The following is a 22,050-nucleotide window of genomic DNA, read 5'->3' on the forward strand; positions in this document are numbered from 1 at the left end:
TAGACATGCGCAAAAAAAGAAAATCAGGGGATGGAGGCTTTAATATATGGCGCTCTTATTCCGATGTTATGGCCGGCGTTCTGCTTCTTTTCATACTGATCATGTCATTGACGCTTTTCCAGGCTCAGAAGAGCTACGACGAGAGTATTCAGGAGAGAGATGAGAAGCTGGCTCTGCAGGCAGAGTATACGGCTGATCTTCTTGCCAAGCAGAATACCATTGAAGAACAGGAAGGAACTATTAAGACCAAAGATGAGAAGCTGACTGCACTGGCACAGACTCTGGCAGAGCAGGAAGCCAAGTTAAAAGAGCAGCAGGCTCTTCTGAATCAGCAGCAGACGGATCTGGATGAGAAGACCACGCAGCTTAGTGAGCAGCAGACAAAGATCGATAATATTATTGGTGTCAAGGCTGAAGTTGTGGAAGCACTTCAAAAAGAATTCCAGAAAAATAATATCAATGTAAATCTGGATTCCCAGACTGGTGCATTGACACTGGATGCCAGTGTATTGTTTGATGTTGATGAGTCGGAGCTTACAGATGCTGGTAAGGAAGCACTCCGAAACGTACTTCCGATTTACTGTAAGGTGTTGATGGAGGATACTTATAAGAATTATCTTGCTGAGATCATTATTGACGGTTATACAGATACAGATGGTGATTATGCGTATAACCTGGAACTTTCCCAGCAGCGTTCACTTGCAGTGGCGCAGTATCTTCTTGATATTCAGGGGGAGTTTCTGACTGAGGACCAGAGCCTGAATCTGCAGGATTACCTGACTGTAAACGGACATTCCATGGCGAATCCGATTCTGGATGCAGATGGAAATGTAGATAAAGAGGCTTCCCGTCGTGTTGAGGTCAAATTCAGACTGAAGGATGACGAGATGATCGAAGAACTGAGTAAGATCATGGCGGGAAGTGAAGAGAGTGCAGCAGATACTGCCACAGAGGCAGGCGCAGATGCTACAGCTAATTAGTTACATATAATTTTCAAAAGCAAAAGAGTATTTCAAATTCTTAGATCAGAGAAAATGAAATACTCTTTTTGCGTTTGAAACTTTTTTAACTGTTTGCGTGGGAAAATGAAAACAGTTGAAAAAATATGAACAATTACTGTTCGCTGGGTGAACAGCAACATGAATGTTACTGTTCATTGGTAACGTTCCGCGAGGTGTTTTTTGTGAACAAAGTTCACAGAAAACCCGAGAATTGCGGCGCGAAATCATGCGAATGCATGATTTCTGTGCATCGCGAAGCGCGTTACTGGTCACGGAGTGAACAGTAACACATGAATTGCAGGAGGTAGAGCCTTCTATAGAAAATTAGTTGCAATTTATCTGTTTCAAGTATAAAATGAGAAACAGAGTGAGTTTATATCATGTTTTACAAAAGAAAAAGTACTGCTGTAGCATTCGCAGCAGTCACAGATAAAAGGAGAGAGTGAAATGTCAACAAAAATCGGACGTAATGATCCATGCTGGTGCGGCAGTGGAAAGAAATATAAAAAATGCCATGAGGCTTTTGATGCGAAAGTAGAAATCCTGCGTCAGAAAGGATATCCGGTTCTGGATCATAAACTGATCAAGACTCCAGAGCAGATTGAGAAGATTAAAGAGAGCTGTCGAATCAATGTTGCAGTACTTGATTATGTGGCAGAGCATATTAAAGCTGGTGTATCAACAGAAGAAATCGATCATTGGGTACATGAGGAAACTGTGCGTCATGGAGGAATCCCGGCACCGTTGAATTATGAAGGGTTTCCAAAGAGCGTGTGTACTTCTGTGAATGAGGTGGTATGCCACGGAATTCCATCTGAGGATGAGATCCTGAAGGACGGTGATATAGTGAACGTAGACGTTTCTACAATTTACAATGGCTATTTTTCTGACTCATCCCGTATGTTTTGTATTGGAAATGTAAGTCCTGAGAAAGAAAAACTGGTCCGCGTAACCAAAGAATGTGTGGAAATCGGTATTTCCAAGGTAAAACCATGGGAACCTATTGGAAATATGGGTCACGCTGTTCATATGCATGCACTTGAAAATGGCTACACAATTGTAAAAGAAATCGGCGGACATGGCGTTGGCCTGGAATTCCATGAGGATCCCTGGGTAAGCTATACTTCCGAAGAGAACAGCGGCGTGATCATGGAGCCGGGAATGATGTTTACCATTGAGCCTATGGTAAATATGGGAAGCGATGAAGTATATACAGATGAGGAAGATGACTGGACAGTACGCACTGAGGACGGTATGCCTTCTGCCCAGTGGGAAGTAACCGTACTGGTAACAGAGGATGGCTGCGAGGTTATCTGTTGGTAATGGTTTTGGAAGGTTGTCTTTGAAAAAAATTTGTGACTTGTTTTATGGGCTTTTTATAAAAATAATGGTTGCAAACAGAAAATAATTATAGTATAATCACTTATGTTGTGAAAAAAGATGGTCCGCTGTTACCGTGATGGGTATTAAGAACATCCAGAGAATAAGGAGAGAATAAAATGAACGAAATTATTAAAAACATCGAAGCAGAACAGCTGAAAAAAGACGTACCGCAGTTTAACGTAGGTGATACCGTAAGAGTACACGCACTGATCAAAGAGGGTAACCGTGAGCGTATCCAGATCTTCGAGGGAACTGTATTAAAGAAACAGGGCGGAAGCACCAGAGCTACTTTCACAGTAAGAAAAGCTTCCAACGGCGTTGGCGTTGAGAAAACATGGCCGCTTCATTCCCCACACGTAAAAGAAGTAGAAGTTATTCGTCGTGGTAAAGTTCGCCGTGCGAAACTGAACTACTTAAGAGACCGTGTAGGTAAAGCTGCTAAGGTTAAAGAGCTTGTTAAATAATTTCAATCGAAAATTGCTGATTGCTGTTCACTGGTGATGTTCCGCGAAGTGCTTTCGTGAACGAAGTGAATACGAACAGTGACATTTGCTGCGCAGATGGCCGTGATGACTGTCTGGGCAGCATTTTTTTGATTATTTTTTCTTTTTCTTTTTCGGGATATGTGATAAGATAATAAAGTATCTGGCCTGAGATGAAAAAAGTGTTTTGGAACCAGATGTAGGACATGCAATTATGACACGAATGGAGTAGATATGAGCGACAGAAGAAATAAAAGAGAAAAAGAGCAGTTGTTCAACATGCCGGAAATTGCAAAACTGGAGAAAAAATCTTTTTCTGGTACCATGGAGAAATTGGAAGACAGTAAACTGAAAAAAGTTTTGATCTGGGTATTCGAGATCGCAGTTACACTAATCTTTGCAGTGCTGACCTCCATGATGCTATTTCAGTCTGTGACGATGCAGGAGAGCTCCATGGAGCCTACTCTGGCAGTTGGAAGCCGGTATTTTGTAAACAAGCTTGCTTATAAAGCATCCTCGCCGAAACGTGGCGATATTATTGTATTCCGCACAAATGCAAGTGATGATGCGGCTCTTCATATCCGCCGTGTGATTGGACTTCCAGGTGAGACCATTCAGATTGTGAATGGAAGAATTCTGATCAATGGAGAGACATATAAAGAAGGCAAAGATTTTCCCACGATCAACAATCCGGGAATGGCAGCCAATGCCATTACACTGGAAGCGGGAGAGTACTTTGTCCTGGGCGATAACCGTAATAACAGCGAAGACAGCCGTTATGGCGATATCGGACGAGTGAATAAGAAATATATAACTGGTAAGCTCTGGTTCCAGATATCCCCGAAGAAAGACATAGGGCCGTTGAATAATTAAACTGTGAGACTTTTATAAAAAATAAGTGATTGTTCAGCACGTTCGCGGTTACACGCTTTGTGGAACGGTATCTGCTGAACAGCTGTAAGAATGAGGTAAATATGAACGTACAATGGTATCCTGGTCATATGACCAAAGCGAAAAGACAGATGCAGGAGGACATTAAGCTGATCGACCTGATCATTGAGCTTGTGGACTCCAGAGTTCCCCTTGCAAGCCGGAATCCGGATATTGACGAGCTTGGGAAAAATAAAGCAAGGCTGATTCTTTTGAATAAATCAGACCTTGGAGATGAACGCCAGAATGAAGCATGGAAAGCTTATTTTCAGGGGAAGGGGTTCTATGTGGTAAAAGTAGATTCCCGTAGCGGCTCTGGTATGAAAGCAATTCAGGCGGCTATTCAGGAAGCCTGCAAGGAGAAAACGGAGAGGGACAGAAGAAGAGGAATCAAAAACCGCCCGATCCGTGCTATGGTAGTAGGAATTCCTAACGTTGGTAAGTCTACTTTTATCAATACTTTTGCTGGAAGAGCATGCGCCAAGACGGGAAACAAGCCAGGTGTAACCAAGGGCAAACAGTGGATCCGCCTGAATAAGAATGTGGAGCTTCTGGATACTCCTGGGATTCTCTGGCCCAAGTTTGAAGATGAGGCAGTGGGAATGCGCCTTGCCTATATTGGCTCTATCAAGGATGATATTCTGAATATGGAGGAGCTTTCCCTTACGCTTATTGATTTTCTTCGGGAAAAATATTCTGGTGTATTGGAAAAACGCTATCAGATTCAGGAGGAAGGTACAGCTGTGCAGATATTAGAAGCAATCGCGCGTTCCAGAGGATGTCTGAAGAAGGGGGAGGAGCTGGACTATGCCAAGGCTTCTCTGATTCTGTTCGATGACTTCCGCTCTGGAAAGATTGGAAGAATCACTTTGGAGTGGGTGCTGGAAGAAGGTAAATAATATGCAGAAAATCGGAGAAATAAAGTGTGAAATCCAGGCTGCTGAACCGGGAGAATATGCCACTCTTTTTGAAAAATACAAAGAGGATACAAGAAGTGGAGTCAGGAAGCTTCTGGAGCAGCTTCATAAGAAAGAAGAGGCTTACCAGAAGGAACTTCTGCGCACAGAAAAGATGAAGGAATTTGAGCGCAAATACGAAGATTTGGGCTATGTGTGCGGAATTGATGAAGTTGGAAGAGGCCCGCTGGCAGGTCCTGTTGTAGCGGGGGCTGTTATTTTGCCAAGAGACTGCAAAATCCTGTATCTGAATGATTCCAAACAGTTGAGCGCTAAAAAAAGGGATGAATTGTATGATGTGATCATGGAGAATGCGGTAGCTGTTGGAATCGGAATGGCAAGTCCCCGGAGAATTGATGAGATCAATATTCTTCAGGCTACCTATGAGGCAATGCGTGAGGCTGTCAGCAAGCTGGAGCCGGTGCCGCAGATTCTTCTCAATGACGCAGTAACCATTCCCGACGTGACCATACCTCAGGTGCCGATCATAAAAGGGGATGCCAAGAGTATTTCCATTGCAGCTGCCAGCATTGTAGCTAAGGTCACAAGAGATCGGATGATGGTAGAGTACGATAAAGTGATGCCGGAATATGGCTTTGCCTCAAATAAGGGGTATGGAGCTGCAGCACATATTGAAGCCTTGAAAAAATATGGTCCAAGTCCGATTCACAGGGCAACTTTTATAAAGAATTTTATAGGATAATGTGAAATTTTGAAAAGGCTGATGGTCCGGATATGAATATGTTCTGCGGTTATGAATACAAAAGATACCTACACAGAAGTATATATGGGAGTTTTTATGCAGAAAAACAAGCGAAAAGTAGGTGCTTTTTATGAAGAAATCGCTGCAGATTATCTGGTTTCCCAGGGCGTGATGATTCTGGAGCGAAATTACAGGAACTGGCTGGGGGAAATCGACCTGATCGGAATGACTGCTGATGGATGGTTGATTTTTGTGGAGGTTAAGTACAGAAGTTCGGAACGCTCAGGAAGTCCGCTGGCAGCAGTGAACGGCAGAAAGCAGCTGGTGATTTCCAAGGTGGCAGTGGAATATTTGAAGAATCATTACAGAAGCATGGATGTGAGATGCAGGTTTGATGTGGTGGGAATCAACGGCGATAAGATTTGTTGGATAAAAAATGCCTTTGATTTCTGTCAGTGAGCCAGAGCCTGTTTGAAAAAATATTCCTGCAATCTGTATGCCTCACTTTGCGGTATACTATGCCAGAATTCTGTTGACGTAGCTCGCTGCGGCGCCCTTATCCGGACAAAATCTCCCACAAATTGTGACGCACATCTTGCAGAAAGCCTTTTTCAAACACGCTCTAGAGAATGAATTCTTAACAGGTTCGAGAAGAACTGTGAGATCAGAAGAAGAGGAGAATCAGATGAAGATTAAATGGCATAACGAAAATAAACTTCATATGCAAGTAAAAGAAAATAATGGAGTCACCTATCTTACTTATCCCTCTTTTGAACAGTTCCCGGATATTGTGCATTGTTTCAGTACAAGACTTGGCGGTGTAAGCCAGGGAATTTTTTCATCTATGAATCTTAGCTTTACAAGAGGTGATGAAGAAAACGCGGTAAAAGACAATTATCGCAGACTTAGTGCAGCGGTAGGCTTTTCTTTGGAAGATATTGTCACATCTGATCAGACACACACTACAAACGTGCAGCTGGTGGGGGCAGAAGACAGGGGGAAAGGTGTAACGCGTCCAAGAACATATAAAGATGTGGATGGAATGATCACCAATGTTCCAGGTGTTGTTTTATGCACCTTTTATGCAGATTGTGTGCCGCTGTATTTCGTAGATCCGGTTCACAAAGCCATAGGCTTGTCTCATTCCGGATGGCGTGGGACAGTTGGGAAAATCGGTAAGGTGACTATAGAGAAAATGGCAGAGCAGTTTGGCTCAGATCCGGAGGAGATTTTTACGGCAATTGGTCCCTCCATCTGTCAGGACTGCTATGAAGTAAGCGAAGATGTGATTCTGGAATTTCAGAAAGCTTTTGAAGAGAAATACTGGGAAAAGCTTTTTTATAAAAAGAAGAATGGTAAGTACCAGCTGGATCTTTGGGAAGCAAACCACATTATTTTTCTGGAGGCAGGAATAAAAGAAGAGCATATTTCCATGCCTGGAATTTGCACCTGCTGCAATCCGGAATTCCTCTTTTCCCACAGGGCATCCCATGGAAGGAGAGGAAATCTGGCAGCTTTTCTGGGCATTCGTCGGGAAAAATGATGTTACAGACAAGTGCAGATGCGTTTTACTGCCCATGTGAATAAGTAAATATAAAGAAGCCCTGTACCACAAACGAGATAATGTGGAACAGGGCTTTGTTTGCTTATTGTCTATTACTGATTTACACGCTTCATCAGATCCATGATCTTTTCATTGCTGGAACGAACCTTCTCAACAGAAACATCGTGGTTGATGATATCCATAATACTTGCAAGATATTTGCTCATATTTGCTTCCACATAGTAAGGTCTGGTAAGAAGCTCCGGAATACGGTAGTTCAGGTTGGTTGTGATAACCTTGTCAATCCAGCCTTTCTCATAGTAAGCGTCAAATTTATCCATACCTTCTGTGAACAGACCGTAAGTAGTGCAGATGAATACACGGTTGGCGTGACGTTCTTTGATCTGTTTGGCAACGTCAAGCATACTTTCTCCAGAAGAAATCATGTCGTCGATGATAACAACGTCTTTACCTTCTACAGAGTCGCCAAGGAACTCATGAGCTACGATGGGGTTCTTGCCATTTACCACTGTGGAATAATCACGTCTCTTATAGAACATGCCCATATCAACGCCCAGAATATTGGAAAAATATACGGCTCTGGACATAGCACCCTCATCCGGACTGATGATCATGAGATGATCATTGTCAACCTGGAAATTGTCAACGTTCTTTATCAGAGCTTTCAGGAACTGATAGGTTGGGAAAAAGTTGTCAAAACCATTTAACGGAATGGAGTTCTGCACACGCGGGTCATGAGCATCAAACGTGATGATATTGGATACGCCCATATCACTTAATTCACGAAGTGCCAGTGCGCAGTCAAGAGATTCTCTCTTCTTACGTCTGTGCTGACGGCCTTCATAAAGGAATGGCATGATTACATTGATACGATGTGCCTTACCTGTAGCTGCGGAAATAATTCTCTTCAGATCCTGAAAGTGGTTATCCGGAGACATGTGATTCTCGTGACCGCAGACAGTGTATGTGGAACTGTAGTTGGTAACGTCTACCATAATGTAAAGGTCGGTTCCTCGGACAGATTCCTTAATGATTCCCTTACCTTCACCGGTACCGAAACGCGGACATTCGCACTCCACGATAAAAGAGTCTTCGCTGTATCCCTGTGGAACATTGTCAAGGCCCTTCTTTTCTACAAGTTCCTTACGGAATTTTACCAGGTTTCTGTCTACCTCCTCTGCAAGTTCGCGGCAGCCCTCCAGCGCAGCGATACGAATAGGTGCGACAGGCATAGATTTCTCAAGCAATTCTATGTTCGGCATGATATTCCTCCTAAGTAGTATGCTAATTATCGATTCGATTATCTGCAAAAAAATGGGGACACATGTCCTTTACCTTTGCAGATCTCTTCTTTATATTTATAACATTTGCCCTAAATGCCGTCAAGGAATTTATTGATTTTTACTTGAAAAATTACCCGGACGTGAGCAGGAAATGAAAGTTTTTGTTGTGTTTTTCGGGAAAACTTGTTATATTAAAAATAATGGCTTTATTATGCTGAGCCAGAGATGGACGATCTGTGATGTTGTATTCGGGTCTCTGAATCTAAAAATGTATTTGAAAAATGATTTTTCAAACAGATTCTGGAACAGAGCTGACGCGACAGATCGCATTTGACTTATAATGGAGATAAATGTGAAGAAACAAAATAAACACGTGATTGCAATTGTGCAGGATGGAAGTATCGCACAGGAACTGGAGCTTGTGCCGGGAGATATACTGCTCACTGTAAACGGTCAGCCTGTGGAAGATATATTTGACTACCGATATCTGATGAATGAAGAATTCGTTGTTCTGGAAGTGGAAAAGGCAAACGGAGAGATCTGGGAGCTGGAGGTGGAGAAGGAATATGAAGAAGACCTTGGGATTACCTTTGAGAAGGATCTGATGGATGATTATCGTTCCTGTTCCAATCACTGCATTTTCTGTTTTATTGACCAGATGCCGCCTGGAATGAGAGATACTCTTTATTTTAAAGATGATGATTCCAGATTGTCCTTCATACAGGGAAATTATGTGACCCTGACCAATATGAGTGATCATGATATAGACCGGATCATCCGGTACCATCTGGAGCCCATTAATATTTCCATCCAGACCATGAATCCGGAACTGAGATGTAAAATGCTCCATAACCGCTTCGCCGGGGATGCATTGAAGAAGCTTCAGAAACTGTATGATGCAGGAATCACTATGAATGGGCAGATTGTTTTGTGCAAAGGAGTTAATGACGGTAAGGAACTGGATGACAGTATTCGCAAGATGTCTGCCTATGCACCAGTACTTCAGAGCGTTTCAGTAGTTCCGGTTGGTCTGACTAAGTTTCGTGAGGGGTTGTATCCGATGGAACAGTTTCAGAAGGAAGATGCATTAGAAGTTCTGGAGATTATTCATTCCTGGCAGAAGAAAATGATGGACCAGTATGGCATTCATTTTATCCATGCTTCAGATGAATGGTACATTCTGGCAGGGAAGGATCTGCCTCTGGAAGAGTCCTACGATGGCTATCTTCAGCTGGAAAACGGTGTGGGAATGCTTCGGCTCCTTGGCGAAGAAGTGAAAGAAGCTGTTGCAGGCAGGACAGGAGATGACCGAAGGATAAAGGCTGTCAGTGCTACAGGAGCTTTGGCGGCACCATTTATTAAGAAATATATGGAGATGATCCATGAGAAATTTCCAAAAGTAGAAGTGGATGTGATCTCCATAAGAAACGAATTTTTCGGAGAAACGATTACGGTGTCTGGTTTGATCACGGGACAGGATCTGATCAGACAATTAAGCGGCAGAGACCTTGGAGAGAAGCTTTTGCTTCCCTGCAACATGCTGAAAAATGAAGAAGATATTTTTCTGGATGATATCTCTGTGGAAGAGCTTTCCAGGAAACTGAACGTAGAAATTGTAATTGTGGATGAAGGTGGTTCAGACCTTGTGTCTGCAGTCCTTGATCCGATTGAACATAAGAAACAGAAAAGGAGACAAATGTATGAGCAAACCGGTAGTAGCAATTGTGGGCAGGCCTAATGTAGGAAAATCCACATTGTTTAATGTACTGGCAGGAGATAAGATTTCCATTGTTAAAGATACGCCAGGTGTAACCAGAGACAGAATTTATGCAGATGTATCATGGCTGGACAATGATTTTACTATTATTGACACAGGTGGTATTGAACCGGATAGCGGCGATGTGATTCTTTCTCAGATGAGGGAGCAGGCTCAGATCGCTATTGATACTGCGGATGTCATTATCTTTATTACAGATGTACATCAGGGACTTGTGGATTCTGATGCGAAAGTTGCAGATATGCTTCGCCGCAGCGGCAAACCAGTGGTACTTGCAGTGAATAAGGTGGACAGCATTCAGAAATATATGATGGATGTTTATGAATTTTATAATCTGGGAATCGGAGAGCCATTTGCCATTTCTGCAGCTAACCGTCAGGGACTTGGAGATATGCTTGACGAGGTCGTAAAACATTTCCCGGAGGATGCGAGAGAGGATGAGGATTCCGATATTCCGAAGATTGCTATTGTAGGTAAACCTAATGTTGGTAAGTCCTCTCTGATCAATAAGCTGCTGGGGGAAGACCGTGTAATCGTTTCAGATATTGCTGGAACCACTCGTGATGCAGTTGATACGAAGGTTACCTGGAACGAAAAAGATTATATTTTTATCGATACAGCCGGACTCCGCCGTAAAGCAAAAGTAAAAGAAGAAATTGAGCGCTTCAGTGTGATCCGTACTGTAACAGCTGTAGAACGTGCAGATGTTGTAGTTGTAATGATCGATGCATCAGAAGGCGTTACAGAGCAGGATGCAAAAATTGCCGGAATTGCCCATGAGAAAGGCAAGGGCGTGATCATTGCAGTGAATAAATGGGATGCTATTGAGAAAAATGACAAGACCATTTACAAACATACCAACCGTATTCGAGAGGTCCTTTCCTTTATGCCTTATGCAGAAATCGTGTTTATTTCTGCCCGAACAGGACTTCGGATTTCTAGAATGTTTGAGACACTGGATGCGGTAATTGAGAATCAGACTATGCGTATCCAGACGGGTGTGCTTAATGAGATCCTTGCAGAAGCAGTTGCCATGCAGCAGCCGCCGTCTGACAGGGGCCGCCGTCTGAAAATTTTCTACATGACACAGGTTGCGGTAAAACCGCCTACATTCGTAATCTTTGTCAATGACAAAGAACTTATGCATTTTTCCTATACCAGATATCTGGAAAATAAAATCCGGGATGCCTTTGACTTTGGCGGTACACCGCTGAAATTTATTGTAAGAGAGCGCGGAGAGAAGGAATAAAGATGGAACGTATTATTTGTCTGGCTATTGGATATTTGTTTGGAATGTTTCAGACGTCATACATTATCGGAAAAATCCATCACATGGATATCCGTCAATATGGAAGCGGCAATGCAGGAACTACCAATGCCCTTCGTACTCTTGGAAAAAAAGCGGGGGCAATGACTCTTATTGGCGATATGCTTAAATGTGTGATTGCCATTCTGATCGTGGATGCAGTATTTAAGAATCGGTATCAGGAAATTCTTCCATTGCTTGGCATGTACACGGCAGCAGGCTGCGTGCTTGGACATAATTTTCCATTTTATCTTGGATTCAGGGGCGGCAAGGGAATTGCAGCTTCTGCGGGAATGCTGCTGGCAATGGACTGGAGAGTATTTCTGATCTGCGCGGTGATCTTTATTGGGCTGGTAGCTATTACCCGCTATGTGTCATTGGGGTCAATGGCAGCATATGTAGGTGCGCTGACTTGTTTCATTGGGTTTGGCGCTGCGGGAAGTTATGGCATGGATTTCCCTCATACATTTGAGATGGATGTGATCATGGGACTTATGACAGCACTTGCAATTTACAGACACAGGGCGAATATTTACCGCCTTTTAAATGGAACTGAGAATAAGCTTGGTGCAGCGAAAACTGCAGCCAAATAAGATGAGGTGATAAAATGGCAAAAATCAGCGTAATGGGAACCGGAAGCTGGGGAACAGCACTTGCAATACTGCTTCACAACAATGGTCATCAGGTTATGTTGTGGTCTGCACATCCGGAAAAGGCAGCCAGTCTGAATCAGACCCGGGAGGATCCGAAAAAGCTTCCCGGAATTAAAATTCCAGATGGAATTGTGATAACCGGTGATGAAAAGACAGCTTTGGATTCACCAGATATAGTTGTATTTGCCTCGCCATCTGCTTATATGCGTGCTATCAGCAAACGACTTTCCCCATTGATTCGACGGGGACAGATTATTGTAAATGTGGCGAAAGGTGTAGAAGAAAATACGCTTATGCCTGTGTGTGATATTATTAAAGAAGAGATTCCTCAGGCAGATGTTTGTGTGCTTTCAGGACCAAGCCATGCGGAAGAAGTAAGCCGCGGACTCCCTACTACGTGTGTAGTCAGTGCCCGCAAAAAAGAGACCGCTGAATATCTCCAGGGCCTTTTTATGAGCCCTGTTTTCCGGGTGTATACGACACCGGATATGCTGGGGGTAGAGCTTGGCGGTGCCCTTAAGAATGTAATCGCCCTGGCAGCAGGGACTGCTGATGGCTTAGGGTATGGAGACAATACAAAGGCAGCTTTGATCACAAGGGGAATCGCAGAGATGGCGCGGCTTGGTGCCAAGATGGGCGCTAAACTGGAGACTTTTGCCGGCCTTTCCGGAATTGGTGATCTGATCGTTACCTGTGCCAGTGTGCACAGCCGAAACAGACGCGCCGGCTATCTGATGGGAAAGGGATACACCATGCAGCAGGCTATGGATGAAGTACAGATGGTTGTGGAGGGCGTTTATTCCGCAAAGGCAGCCAAAGCGCTGGCTGAAAAATATGATGTGGAAATGCCGATCATTATGGAAGTAAATAAGCTTCTGTTTGAAAACAAGCCTGCATCTGAAGCTGTGAAAGATCTGATGCAGAGAGAGAAACAGGGAGAAATTTCCTGGGAACTGTGAATGCTATATTCAGCAAATAAGCTGCTGCGAAATATAAAATACAGAAAATATAACTGAAAGAATAGAACCGTAAAAAACTGCCAGAGCAGTGAGCAAAAAAACAAAAGAGTATGCTCACTGTCCTGGCAGTTAATAATTTACAAAGGATGAAAAGATTAAAAAATAACATCCTTCAGATCATCCGGCACATGGGATGTATGGAGATCTTCGTTCAAAGTATCCATGATCGCCATATCTTCGTCCTCAATATTGAAATCAAAAATATTGGCATTGGAAACGATGCGGTCTGGATTGACGGATTTCGGAATTACAGAAATACCCTTCTGGATTGCCCAGCGAAGACCGACCTGAGCTGGGGTATGTGCATACTTGGTCCCGAGAACGCACATTACATCATTGTCAAGGTAAGCACCTCTGGCAAGCGGCGCATAAGCCTGAACCTGAATTCCTTCCGACTGGCAATATTCAATCAGTTCTTTCGGATAGCAAAGCGGATGACATTCGATCTGGTTGACGGCAGGTACAATACCGGAAATTTTCTTAAGCTCTTCCAGATGATGGATCTGGAAATTGCTGACGCCGATGGAAAGTACACGGCCGGTTTCAAGAAGCTTGGCCATCTCCATCCAGGTTCCGGTGTAGCAGCCAGGCACCGGCCAGTGAATCAGATAAAGATCCAGATAATCCAGCTTCAACCGCTCCATGCTTCTGTAAAAAGCACCATCTACATCTCCAAGGCGCTGCGCATTGTTCCAGATCTTGCTGGTGATAAAAAGTTCCTTACGGGGGATACCGCATTTGGCGATTGCCTTGCCTACGCTTTCTTCATTTTTGTATGCGGAAGCAGTGTCGATAAGACGATAACCTGCGTCCACTGCGGCTGTAATGGCTGTCTCTGCTTCGTTATCTGCTGTTTTATATACACCAAGCCCTAAAAGGGGCATTTCTCTGTCGGTATTCAGGAATACGGTTTCTCTCAAAGCTAATTCCTCCTCATTAAACAATAAATGCTGCTGCTCATGAAGTGATCAGCAACCAATAAATTTCATTCATTATAGCATATAATTACAAAACATTCACCTGTTTTTTACTTAAATACGCATTCGTTAATCTTTAGACAAACTTTAGAAAAAACTGGTAAAATTGTACAGAAATTAAAACATATATTTGTGTGGTAAAGCGTTGAAATTTGGTGAAATTTTATAATTATCTCCTTGCGTAATAATGAGAAAGGTTGTATAATAAAAGAAAAATTTGATAAATTTATGTCATAACTCTGCGATTTTTAGGTGGAAGAAAGAAAATGTGTTATGCATGAAGGTAAGAGGTATGCGGAATCTCATTATATTAAAAGGGAATAGAATATCTTTATATCCATTCTTACATGTTTTCTCACGTTGCCGGCGTGAGTTTTTTTCGTGCCTGGAAGAGAAACGATGTTATGATTTGTCTGCCACATTCAAGGCGGAAAGGAGTATTTACTATGCATTTGATCAAAGATGAAAACGGCAATCTGATCCAGCATGGTCATGAGCATACTCACCAGCATACCCATGCAGACGGAGTGAGCCATACACATGCGCATACCCATGACGGATCAGAAGGTCATGACCATACACATAATGAGGGACAGAATTGCAGTACAGACTGCGGCGGCTGTCAGGGAGGGGACTGCAAGAATGAGACAGTAGCTCTTCTTACCTATATGTTGCAGCACAATGAACACCATGCAGCAGAACTTGACCAGATGGCGGATAATCTTGCCAAGATGGGTATGGATGCCGCTGCGAAGACCATTAAGGAAAGCGTATCTGATTTCCAGAAAGGCAACATGCGCCTTGGCCTTGCCCTAACTCTTGTAAAAGAGGAAATGAAATAAGGAGGCATTATTATGTGTTTAGCAACTGTATATAAAGAAAATGACGATTCTGTAATCTTCAAGAATGTCAGCCGTATTAATGTAGATGGAAACAAACTTGTTCTCCGCGATATTATGGGTGATGAAAGAGTAGTAGAGGGAACCATCCTTATGGTAGACCTTGCGAACAGTATCGTTAAAGTAAAATGTGACTGACATGGATTTCCTGATTACGGTTCAGTGGAAATGTTTTACAAGGTGCGTTTGTGAACAAAATGCACAGTAACGTTTTCTACTGATGAAGAAAGATAAAAGCGGATTGCTTCAGCAACCCGTGACGCTTATCAGGTCTTGAGGCGTTATGCCTTTAGAATAAAAATTACTTAATACGTGGAGGTATGTAATTATGAAATTGTCAGAAGCAATGAGAGAAAGAATGCTTCTGTCTTTCGAGCTATTTCCGCCGAAGACAGAAAAGGGGATGGATAACCTTCCTGGGACGATCGATCATCTGATGAAATACAAACCTGCGTACATTTCCTGTACATACGGTGCAGGCGGCGGAAACGTTGGTGCTAACAGAGAAGTATGCCAGATGATCAAGAAAGCCGGAACAACACCGGTTACCCATTTCACAGTAATCAAGAACACGAAAGAGGGAATCAAAGAGCAGCTGGATCAGTACCTTGCAGAAGGTGTAGATCATATGCTTGCACTTCGTGGAGATATTCCGCTTGGTGAGACAACAACCTGCGGTGATTTCAACTACGCAACAGATCTTGTTAAATTTGTCCGTGACGAATTTGGTGACAAATTTGAAATCGCAGTTGCAGGATCCCCGGAGGGGCACATTGCATGCCGCAGCCTTGATGCTGATATTGCAGTTCTGAGACAGAAACAGGACAATGGTGCCGATTATATCATGACTCAGCTTTGCTGGGATATGGAGCAGTTTAAATACTGGCTGGATTCAATCCGTGAGGCTGGTGTTACAATGCCTGTAGACGTAGGAGTTATGCCAATCCTTGACATGTCCGCTACAATTAATATGGCACTTTCCCGTAACGGTTGTGTAATGGACCGTGAGCTTTGCAGACTCATCTCCAGAAACTGGCTGTTCCCGAATCCATTTGCAGCAAAAGATGCTGATGGCAAGCCGTTTGATATGTTCTATGATGATAAGATCAAGAGATTCAAAGAAGAGGGAATCGAGTACACGATCAGACAGATCGACGAGTACCGCGCTCTCGGCGTAGATGGCATCCATCTGTATGCTTTGAATAAATGGAAAGATGTATCCGAGATCATTGACAGATCCGGACTTTGTACTTTAATCTAATCGATTTTTACTTAAATTTTTCAGGAGGCAATTGATAGTATTATGGCACATGTAATTGCTGTCGCAGGTAAAGGCGGCGTTGGTAAAACCACACTATGCGGAATGCTGATCCAGTATCTCTGCGAGAAAGGCAAAGGACCGATCCTTGCAGTAGATGCTGACGCAAACTCAAATCTGAACGAAGTTCTTGGAGTAGAAGTGGAGACTACACTTGGTGATGTAAGGGAAGAAATTGCCCGCGCAGAGCTTGCAAGCGAGAATCCGATCCCGGCGGGAATGTCCAAGGCTGATTACGCTGAAAGACGTTTTGAGGATGCTCTGGTAGAAGATGATGATTTTGATCTTCTGGTTATGGGCAGAACCCAGGGAAAAGGCTGCTACTGTTTTGTAAACGGACTTCTTCAGACCCAGCTTGCCAAATACCAGAATAATTATCCTTATATCGTAGTTGATAACGAAGCTGGTATGGAGCACATCAGCAGGGGAGTACTTCCGTCCATGCAGACAGCGATTCTGGTCAGCGACTGTTCCAGAAGAGGTGTACAGGCTGTAGGCCGTATTGCAGAACTTATTAAAGAATGTGATATGCACCCGGATACAGTAGGACTTATCATTAACCGTGCTCCTGGCGGAAAGCTGAATGACGGAATCAGAGAAGAGATTGAGAAGCAGGGTCTTCATCTTCTGGGCGTAGTGCCGCAGGATGAGACTGTTTACGAGTATGACTGCGAGGGTAAACCGACTGCAGGTCTTCCGGAAGATAATCCGGTAAAGATGGCTCTTCGTGAGATCGTAGATAAGCTTGTTTTATAAGGGAAGTCCCCCTTACCCCACATGTTTATGTGATAAGAGGATAGAAACGGCATTATAATTCGCAGCAGGCAAGAACGCTGCTGCGGAATTTTTGCCAGGTATTTATCCCATGGGAGGGGATGGGTTCCGGAAAACGGAATATAAATAAATTTATCAAAAGTAACACATACTTAGAGGAGGTCAATAATGAGTGAATTCAAATTAACTACAGTGGAAGAATTCGAAGCTGCCACAGCCCGTCTTCTTGAGACTGGTGCAAAGGTAGGCGCTGATTCCTGGCAGATGCGTGTTAAGAATCAGACTCCACACTGTAAATTCGGTGAGCAGGGCGTATGTTGCCGAATCTGTTCAATGGGTCCGTGCCGTATTACACCTAAGGCACCGAGAGGTATCTGCGGATGCGATGTACATGGTATCGTAGGAAGAAACTTCCTTCGTTTCACAGCAGGCGGCGCAGCTACACACTCTGATCACGGACGTGAGATCTGTATCACACTTGGACATGCAAAAGAGGGCGGCGATTACCAGGTAAAAGATCCTGAGAAGCTGATCCGTATTGCAAAAGAGTGGGGCGTTGAGACAGAAGGCAAAGATATCTATGATCTGGCTCATGAAATGTCTGATCTGGCTCAGGAAGAGTACGGAAAAATCAGAGGATATTCCAGATGGCTTAAGAGAGCACCTCAGCATACACAGGATCTGTGGCATGCAGCTGGAATTGAGCCAAGAGCAATCGACCGTGAGGTTTCCTGTGCTCTTCATATGACTCATATGGGTAACACATCCAAACCGGAGGCTCTGATCCGTCAGGCGCTTCGTAACGGTCTTTCCGATGGATGGGGCGGTTCCATGTGCGGAACTGAGTTCTCCGATGTCCTTTTCGGAACTCCGAAGCCAATCGATACCGAGGCTAACCTTGGTGTTATGAATGCAGAGAATGTAAACATCGTTGTTCATGGACATGACCCGAGTCTTTCTGAGATGATCTGTGAGTATGCAGACAGCAAAGAGATGATCGACTATGCGAAATCCATGGGCGCTAAGGGAATCACTGTTTCCGGTGTATGCTGTACATCTAATGAGGTTGCAATGCGTCGCGGTATTCCGATGGCTGGTAACTTTTTACAGCAGGAGAACGTTGTACTGACAGGTGCCTGTGAGGCAATCGTAGTTGACGTTCAGTGTATTTTCCCAGCACTTGGACCTCTTTCCAAATGCTTCCATACAAAATTCATCACAACTTCTCCAATCTGCCAGATGCCAGATTCCGATTTCATTGAATTTGATGCAGGTACAGCAGGTGAGAAAGCAAAACAGATCGTAAAACTTGCATGTGAAAACTTCAAGAACAGAAAGCCAGAGCTTGTACATATCCCGGATCTGAAACATAAAGCTACTGTTGGTTACTCTGTAGAAGCAATCGTTAAGACACTTGACGGCGTAACAAACTCTCAGGTAGACGAGACCGGTACCACCAAACCTCTCCTTGAGTGTATTACATCTGGTGTTATCCGTGGTGCTGTTGCTATGGTTGGATGTAACAACCCGAAGGTCAGACCTGACACAGCTCACATCGAACTTATGAAGAAACTGATCGCAAACGATATCGTGATCATCGCTTCCGGATGTTCCGCACAGGCAGCTGCTCGTGCAGGACTTATGGACAAAGCTGCAAAAGATCTTTGCGGTGCTGGTCTGAAACGTGTTTGCGAGCTTGCAGATATCCCGCCAGTATTACATATGGGATCCTGTGTTGATATCAGCCGTATGCTGATCCTTGCATCTGAGCTTGCCAAGGATTCCGGACTGAACATTTCCCAGCTTCCAGTAGTAGGATGTGCTCCGGAGTGGATGTCTGAGAAGGCAGTTTCCATTGGAAACTATGTAGTAGCAACTGGTCTTGATACTTATCTTGGCGTAGAACCATATGTTTCCGGTTCTACAGAGGTTGCAAGCCTCCTTACAGAGGGTGTACGTGACTGGGTAGAGGCAGCATATACAGTTGAGAAAGATATTGATAAATTAGGCGATCTTATGATTGCGAGAATCGAAGAGAAACGTGACGCTCTCGGAATCTGATCGAAGGAAAGGCGCGATTAACTTATGAAAATAGCAGTAACCGGTAAAGGCGGAGTAGGAAAGACAACTTTTGCGGCAACACTTGCCAGATTATATGCAGATGAAGGGAAAAAGGTCCTTGCAGCTGATGTTGACCCGGACGCAAACCTGGGACTGGCGCTTGGATTCGATGAGGAAACATTGGATTCCATTGTTCCTATTTCCAAGATGCGTAAGCTGGTAGAGGAGCGTACCGGAGCCAACAGCCAGAATCAGTTTTATACACTGAATCCGAAGGTGGACGATATTCCGGACACCTACGGAAAGGTTTGTAATGGTGTAAAGCTGCTTGTCCTTGGAACCGTGGAAACAGGCGGAGGCGGATGTGTCTGTCCTGAACATGTCATGTTAAAAAGAATCATCAGCAACCTTGTAGTACACAGGGATGATGTGGTGATTATGGATATGGAAGCCGGTCTGGAGCATCTGGGCCGGGGAACCACGGAGAGCATGGATGAATTTATTGTGGTGATCGAACCAGGTGCAAGAAGTGTACAGACCTACAAGAACGTAAAACGTCTTGCAAAGGATCTTGGCATTACTCAGGTTAAGGTAGTGGCCAACAAAGTACGGAACGAAGAGGATGAAGAATTTATCCGAAACAAGATTCCGGCAGAAGATCTTCTTGGAATGATCCACTATAACGTAGAAGTTATGGACGCAGATCGCCAGGGAAAATCTCCCTATGATTTCAGCGAGACCGTAACAGCCGAAATCAGAAAGATTAAAGAAAAGATAGACAATGAAAACAGTCTGTAAATAATAGGAGGTACTACAGTGACTTTATTTGATAGAGTATTCAGCGGAAACGACGCTGTTTATGGATTAACAGAGGGCGCTATTGATGCAGCCATCGCACAGCATGGCGAAGACAAAGCAGTAAGCTTCCCTGATACCGCTTACAGCCTTCCTTGTTACTATTCTGTAACAGGAACCAAGATTACAACCTTAAAAGAGTTAAAAGAGGCTCTTGGCGTTGTAAAAACTCTTATGACAAGAGAGAAAAGACTGAACGACGCATTTATGTCCGGTATTGCTACCGCACTTTGCGCAGAGTTCATCGAAGTTCTGAAATATATTGACGGAGCAACACCATATGAGGAGCCATGCTATGGACACCTTGCAGATGCTGTGATCCGTGAACTTGGTGTACCGCTTGTAACAGGAGACATCCCTGGTGTAGCAGTTATCCTTGGAACAGCTCCATCTGTAGAAGAGGGTGTTGCACTTGTAAAGAGCTATCAGGCACAGGGTATCCTTGTAACACTGGTTGGCGGAATCATTGACCAGGTGAAAGAGGCTGGCATGAACACCGGAGCAAACGTACGTGTTATTCCTCTTGGAAAAGATGTTACAGCAGTTATCCACGTTGTATCTGTTGCACTTCGTGCAGCTCTGATCTTCGGTAACGTAACACCTGGAGATGCAGGTACACTTATGAAATACACCATGGACCGTGTTCCGGCATTCGTTAACGCATTCGGACCTCTGGATGACGTTGTAGTTGCTTGCGGAGCTGGCGCTATCGCACTTGGCTTCCCGGTAATCACAAACGAGACAGAGAACATCTTCCGCGTACCAAAGAGCCTTATTGTTCAGGAGGACGTAAGCAAATTCAACGCTACTTCCCTTGAGGCTCGTGATATTAAGATCAAAATCACAAACATTGATATCCCTGTTGCATTTGCATCTGCATTTGAGGGTGAGATCATCCGTCGTAAAGATATGCAGGTTGAGTTCGATGGTTCCCGTGTAGACTGTGCAGAGCTTGTACATACCTGTGATGCTTCTGAAGTTGAGGATCACAAGATTACAGTTGTAGGACCGGAAGTTGATGAGATGGAAGAAGGAAGCAAGAACAGCATCGCATACGTTGTTAAGGTTGCCGGCAAGAACATGCAGCCTGACTTCGAGCCTGTTATCGAGCGTAAATTCCATAACTACATCAACTGCATTGAGGGTGTATACCACACAGGCCAGAGAGATATGCAGCGTATCCGTATCAGCCATGCAGCATTTGATGCAGGCTTCCGTATCAAACATATCGGTGAAGTTCTTTACTCTCAGGTTAAGAACGAGTTTGACGCTGTAGTTGACAAGTGTGAAGTTGTGATCTACACAGATCCTGCTGAGTGTACCAGAATCCGTCATGAGGTTGCAATCCCGATCTTCGAAAAACGTGATGACCGTCTTGCAAACCTGACTGATGAGTCTGTTGATGTATATTACAGCTGTATCCTCTGCCAGGCATTCTCCCCGTCTCACGTTTGTGTTGTTACACCGGAGAGACTTGGACTTTGCGGAGCCGTTTCATGGCTGGATGCAAAAGCTACCAACGAGCTTGATCCGAACGGACCTTGCCAGGTAATCACAAAAGAGCGTCCGATCAACGAAGAGCTTGGATCTTATGAGGACGTTGATGAGGCAGTTCAGAAATTCTCCCAGGGTGCTCTTGAGCACGTTACCCTGTACTCCATCATGCAGGATCCTATGACCTCCTGCGGATGCTTCGAGTGTATCTGCGGTATCGAGCCATTCTCCAACGGTGTAGTTATCGCTAACCGCGAGTATGCTGGTATGACACCTCTTGGAATGACCTTCTCTGAGATGGCTTCCATGACTGGTGGTGGTGTTCAGACTCCTGGATTTATGGGACATGGTAAACACTTTATCGCTTCCAAGAAGTTCATGAAGGCTGAGGGTGGTATCGAGCGTATTGTTTGGATGCCAAAAGAATTAAAAGAGTTTATTGCTGACAGACTTAACGCTACTGCAAAAGAACTTTATGGAATTGATAACTTTACAGATATGATCGGTGATGAGACTGTTGCTACAGATCCTGAAACTCTGGTAGGATTCCTTACAGAGAAAGGACATCCGGCACTTGGACTTGATCCGATGATGTAATTTTGGGTAAATAAAGTT

21 protein-coding genes and 1 pseudogene are annotated in these 22,050 nt (G+C 44.0%); 20 read left to right on the forward strand and 2 right to left on the reverse strand.

What is annotated here, in order from left to right; translation table 11 throughout:
- Window positions 1-5: 5 nt before the first annotated feature.
- The 9 genes and pseudogenes from ABHC48_RS12845 to pgeF all read left to right on the forward strand — a co-directional run bounded on the left by ABHC48_RS12845 (window position 6) and on the right by pgeF (window position 6,998).
- Complete coding sequence (locus tag ABHC48_RS12845; RefSeq protein WP_347505657.1) at window positions 6-980, forward strand: OmpA family protein; 975 nt, start codon at window positions 6-8, stop codon at window positions 978-980.
- A gap of 468 nt (window positions 981-1,448) precedes the next feature.
- Window positions 1,449-2,324, forward strand: a complete 876-nt coding sequence (locus ABHC48_RS12850; protein ID WP_148462611.1) for a methionyl aminopeptidase — start codon at window positions 1,449-1,451, stop codon at window positions 2,322-2,324.
- Window positions 2,325-2,500: 176 nt separating this feature from the next.
- Entirely contained in the window at window positions 2,501-2,848 is a 348-nt protein-coding gene (rplS, locus tag ABHC48_RS12855) for a 50S ribosomal protein L19 (protein WP_118578454.1), read from the forward strand.
- Window positions 2,849-3,100: 252 nt separating this feature from the next.
- Window positions 3,101-3,739: a signal peptidase I gene (gene lepB / locus ABHC48_RS12860; protein ID WP_334285451.1), complete on the forward strand. Its 639-nt coding sequence runs from the start codon at window positions 3,101-3,103 to the stop codon at window positions 3,737-3,739.
- 101 nt (window positions 3,740-3,840) lie between these two features.
- Complete coding sequence (ylqF, locus tag ABHC48_RS12865; protein WP_195699324.1) at window positions 3,841-4,695, forward strand: ribosome biogenesis GTPase YlqF; 855 nt, start codon at window positions 3,841-3,843, stop codon at window positions 4,693-4,695.
- Between the two features lies 1 nt (window position 4,696).
- Window positions 4,697-5,455, forward strand: coding sequence for a ribonuclease HII (locus ABHC48_RS12870; protein ID WP_173715523.1), 759 nt, complete (start codon window positions 4,697-4,699; stop codon window positions 5,453-5,455).
- A gap of 96 nt (window positions 5,456-5,551) precedes the next feature.
- A complete protein-coding gene (locus ABHC48_RS12875) occupies window positions 5,552-5,914 on the forward strand; it encodes a YraN family protein (protein WP_118578485.1) in 363 nt (120 codons plus the stop codon).
- 12 nt (window positions 5,915-5,926) lie between these two features.
- Window positions 5,927-6,025: pseudogene (locus ABHC48_RS12880) on the forward strand (DUF6783 domain-containing protein); the annotation flags it as partial.
- A 115-nt stretch (window positions 6,026-6,140) separates the two neighbouring features.
- Window positions 6,141-6,998, forward strand: a complete 858-nt coding sequence (pgeF, locus tag ABHC48_RS12885; protein ID WP_187565687.1) for a peptidoglycan editing factor PgeF — start codon at window positions 6,141-6,143, stop codon at window positions 6,996-6,998.
- A gap of 113 nt (window positions 6,999-7,111) precedes the next feature.
- Here the strand turns inward: pgeF and ABHC48_RS12890 are convergent, their stop codons facing one another.
- Complete coding sequence (locus ABHC48_RS12890) at window positions 7,112-8,281, reverse strand: ribose-phosphate pyrophosphokinase (protein ID WP_148462606.1); 1,170 nt, start codon at window positions 8,279-8,281, stop codon at window positions 7,112-7,114.
- A gap of 361 nt (window positions 8,282-8,642) precedes the next feature.
- Between ABHC48_RS12890 and ABHC48_RS12895 the strand changes: the two genes are divergently transcribed.
- From ABHC48_RS12895 to ABHC48_RS12910, 4 genes are read left to right on the forward strand one after another with little or no spacing between them, the layout of a single operon-like run.
- A complete protein-coding gene (locus tag ABHC48_RS12895) occupies window positions 8,643-10,040 on the forward strand; it encodes a DUF512 domain-containing protein (RefSeq protein WP_195699325.1) in 1,398 nt (465 codons plus the stop codon).
- Complete coding sequence (der, locus tag ABHC48_RS12900; RefSeq protein ID WP_195699326.1) at window positions 10,003-11,328, forward strand: ribosome biogenesis GTPase Der; 1,326 nt, start codon at window positions 10,003-10,005, stop codon at window positions 11,326-11,328. Before ABHC48_RS12895 ends, der begins: the two co-directional genes overlap by 38 nt.
- Before the next feature lie 2 nt (window positions 11,329-11,330).
- Window positions 11,331-11,978: a glycerol-3-phosphate 1-O-acyltransferase PlsY gene (gene plsY / locus ABHC48_RS12905; RefSeq protein WP_195699327.1), complete on the forward strand. Its 648-nt coding sequence runs from the start codon at window positions 11,331-11,333 to the stop codon at window positions 11,976-11,978.
- Between the two features lie 14 nt (window positions 11,979-11,992).
- Window positions 11,993-12,997, forward strand: coding sequence for an NAD(P)H-dependent glycerol-3-phosphate dehydrogenase (locus ABHC48_RS12910; RefSeq protein WP_195409957.1), 1,005 nt, complete (start codon window positions 11,993-11,995; stop codon window positions 12,995-12,997).
- Between the two features lie 155 nt (window positions 12,998-13,152).
- On the opposite strand, the gene ABHC48_RS12915 is transcribed toward ABHC48_RS12910, so the two are convergent.
- Window positions 13,153-13,977: an aldo/keto reductase gene (locus ABHC48_RS12915; protein WP_270413826.1), complete on the reverse strand. Its 825-nt coding sequence runs from the start codon at window positions 13,975-13,977 to the stop codon at window positions 13,153-13,155.
- Window positions 13,978-14,480: 503 nt separating this feature from the next.
- On the opposite strand from ABHC48_RS12915, the gene ABHC48_RS12920 reads away from it, so the two are divergent.
- The 7 genes from ABHC48_RS12920 (at window position 14,481) to acsB (ending at window position 22,032) form a co-directional block, all read left to right on the forward strand.
- Window positions 14,481-14,876, forward strand: a complete 396-nt coding sequence (locus ABHC48_RS12920) for a cobalt transporter (protein ID WP_118578445.1) — start codon at window positions 14,481-14,483, stop codon at window positions 14,874-14,876.
- 12 nt (window positions 14,877-14,888) lie between these two features.
- Window positions 14,889-15,071, forward strand: coding sequence for a CooT family nickel-binding protein (locus ABHC48_RS12925; protein WP_118578444.1), 183 nt, complete (start codon window positions 14,889-14,891; stop codon window positions 15,069-15,071).
- Window positions 15,072-15,261: 190 nt separating this feature from the next.
- Window positions 15,262-16,194 carry a methylenetetrahydrofolate reductase gene (locus ABHC48_RS12930; protein WP_118578443.1) on the forward strand — a complete coding sequence of 311 codons (933 nt, stop codon included), beginning with the start codon at window positions 15,262-15,264 and terminating at the stop codon, window positions 16,192-16,194.
- A gap of 42 nt (window positions 16,195-16,236) precedes the next feature.
- Window positions 16,237-17,007 (forward strand): AAA family ATPase, encoded by a 771-nt coding sequence (locus tag ABHC48_RS12935; protein ID WP_195477514.1) that lies wholly within the window; start codon window positions 16,237-16,239, stop codon window positions 17,005-17,007.
- A 186-nt stretch (window positions 17,008-17,193) separates the two neighbouring features.
- On the forward strand, window positions 17,194-19,086 hold the full coding sequence (cooS, locus tag ABHC48_RS12940; protein WP_195477524.1) for an anaerobic carbon-monoxide dehydrogenase catalytic subunit: 1,893 nt from the start codon (window positions 17,194-17,196) through the stop codon (window positions 19,084-19,086).
- Window positions 19,087-19,110: 24 nt separating this feature from the next.
- Window positions 19,111-19,884 (forward strand): carbon monoxide dehydrogenase accessory protein CooC, encoded by a 774-nt coding sequence (locus tag ABHC48_RS12945; RefSeq protein WP_195477526.1) that lies wholly within the window; start codon window positions 19,111-19,113, stop codon window positions 19,882-19,884.
- Between the two features lie 18 nt (window positions 19,885-19,902).
- The gene (gene acsB, locus ABHC48_RS12950; protein ID WP_195477528.1) at window positions 19,903-22,032 is read left to right on the forward strand and encodes an acetyl-CoA decarbonylase/synthase complex subunit alpha/beta; all 2,130 of its coding nucleotides are present in this window, start codon (window positions 19,903-19,905) and stop codon (window positions 22,030-22,032) included.
- Window positions 22,033-22,050: the final 18 nt, after the last annotated feature.

This window comes from Ruminococcus sp. 1001136sp1 (genome assembly GCF_039841815.1).
Lineage (GTDB): Bacteria > Bacillota > Clostridia > Lachnospirales > Lachnospiraceae > Blautia_A > Blautia_A faecis.